Source organism: Bacteroides sp. An279 (genome assembly GCF_002159615.1).
Taxonomy (GTDB): domain Bacteria; phylum Bacteroidota; class Bacteroidia; order Bacteroidales; family Bacteroidaceae; genus Phocaeicola; species Phocaeicola intestinalis.
The window spans coordinates 1-2,374 of sequence record NZ_NFJA01000180.1 but is presented as its reverse complement, the minus strand read 5'-3'; the positions used below and the strand labels follow the sequence as shown (position 1 = coordinate 2,374).

At 46.2% G+C, this 2,374-nt stretch carries 2 protein-coding genes; one reads left to right on the top strand and one right to left on the bottom strand.

The genetic code is table 11. The features are described from left to right. Positions 1-1,351 (bottom strand): glycosyl hydrolase family 28 protein (locus B5F78_RS16395; protein WP_140400232.1); only part of this gene is annotated, 1,351 nt, incomplete at its 3' end. Positions 1,352-1,634: 283 nt separating this feature from the next. On the opposite strand from B5F78_RS16395, the gene B5F78_RS16390 reads away from it, so the two are divergent. Beyond that, positions 1,635-2,150: a sigma-70 family RNA polymerase sigma factor gene (locus B5F78_RS16390; protein WP_087407245.1), complete on the top strand. Its 516-nt coding sequence runs from the start codon at positions 1,635-1,637 to the stop codon at positions 2,148-2,150. Positions 2,151-2,374 lie beyond the last annotated feature (224 nt).

The window sequence follows — 2,374 nt, the reverse complement described above, 5'->3', positions numbered from 1 at the left end:
CGGGCATGTCGTCGGAGATAACCGTACCGTTGATGCGGAGGTTCTCGAAGCGGATGTTTCTTACCAAGCGGTCGCGGTCGTAGCCGATGATGTGCGACAGTTCGGCATGTGTGCCGTTGTAAGTGATATCCTTGAACAGGACGTTCTCGATGCCTCTTCCGGGAGCGGTACAATACTTCTTATTATAGAAGATGCGGAGGTTGACCAGTTGTCCCCGGCGGAAATCCTCGATGCGGATATTCTCGAAACGTACGTTACGCACCAGGTTGTTGTCGCCTGCATTGATTGCCAGGCAGCCTTGGTAATCTATTTGTTTTTCATGATGGTCAAGGATGTCTATGTTCACATAGTTAAGGTCTTCCATGATTTCGAATTTGCCCGAATCGCCATGCAGGCCGATGAAAATGGGATGTGCTACGTCTGCCCAAAGCGTGGAGTTTTGCATGGTGATGTGGCGGCATCCGCCTTTATATCCTAAACGGGTGGCATAGACGGTGGTGCAGTCGTCTGAGTTCCGGCAGAACACTCCGTCGAACAGGACATGGCTGCTGGCAAAGACATTCATGCCGTCTCCCCAACCGTATGAGCTGATAGCCTTGACGTTGCGGATGGTGACATGTTCCGACTCACCGGTGGGGCATTGGGTGGTAATCAGTCCCTCTATCTCTACGTTGCGCGAGCGGCTTACCCTGATTCCTTCTCCTCTTTTGTCGGGATGCACAATGCCTCGGCCTGCTATTTTCACATCGTGTGCATCCTTGACGTGAATGCATCCTTTTACTACCGCACCTCCGGCTACATAAACAGTGGTTCCTGATGGGACGTTGAGCGTATCGCCCGGCAATTGGTGCACGCCGGGTGCAAAGTAGATAAAGTCTTTCGTCGTCCGGGGATTTGCCGGACGGTTTGTGTCGATGGGGTTGGCAAAGAGGTGCAGATTATGGAAGATATCGCCGTTTACCTCTACCGAGAGATTGCGCGGCCTGTCCAGTCGGAACGTGATGCTGCGCCCGTCTACATCAGGCAGGATGTTGTAAGAGAGGGGGCGGATACGTGCCTGTTCAACCGGTGCGTTTGCCGTGACTTTCACTTCTACCGTACCGGAAAAGTCGAAATAAGCCAAAGAGGCGAGTTCTACGTTGTCGGGAGCTTTTACCTTGACGGCATACGTATCTACGTTTTTCCATTCGCCTTCCGGTGTTCTTACCTGGACAGTGAAGTCTTGTTTCATTGTAACTTCTTCGGATGCGGGAGCCGGATAGGTGACCAGTTCTTGTCCCCGGCATATTGTTGGATTTCCTGATACCAACAACAAGGCAAGTGCTGCCAGAAAAATGTGTTTTCGTTTCATCATGAATGTTATTTATAAATGTTAGACTTTGGGTATATATACGGACAAGTAGGGGATAACACTTAGTGAAAATCGGATTTTTTTGGAAAAAACTTCGATTTAGAGTGTCATACAATTATTTGAGACTTTCTGTTGTTGTTTCTTATTGTATTGATTATGAGTTTATTATTTGCTTATTTGTCTATATTTATTGCATGAGATAGCTTTGGTAGGTAAAAAGTTTTGTATTTCTTAAATCTGCTTTACATTTGCAGCGTAATCATTAAATCAAAACACTAATGGCATGGAAAACCGTATTAAACTATCTGACCGGTTGATAACCGAATATTATGAAGAATACCGTCAATCTGTCTTCTTCTATATTTGCCGGCGCATCGAGAACAGGAGCGATGCGGAAGACCTGACTCAGGATGCTTTTCTACGATTGCTTGAATATCGGATGATGATCCGCCGTGATACGCTGAAGTATTTTCTTTTTACTATTGTGCGTAATCTTTTGAACGACTACCTGCGTCGTTATTATAAAAGGCAGGAAATCGATAGGTATTTATATGATACGCTCCCGGTCACGACCGTGGAGCCTGAAAGCCGGATAGTGGCGGACGAACTTCGGAGGCTGGAAAGCCGACGGGTGTCCGCGCTTCCGGAACAGCGCCGCAAGGTATATATAATGAGCCGTTTTCAGGATAAGTCGGCAGAAGATATTGCGGAGGAGTTGAAGCTGTCACGGCGTACGGTGGAGAATCATCTCTTCATCAGTCGCAAGGAGGTGCGCGAGTTCATCCGCCAATGTATATGAGTTTGTAAGTTTTTGAGTTTTTTAGTTGGTAAGTTTTTTAGTTGGGCATGACAGGGACTTGTAAACGGGGAAATTCAAGAACGGATGGATTTGAAAGTATAAAACAAGAGACAATAAAATAGAGTTTATGTAAATTAGTTATGATAGTTCCAAGGGTTGATTTTAATTCTGAGATTATGCAGTGCCATACATGTGGAAAAGATGTTTTCTACAAAGTTGTTTGC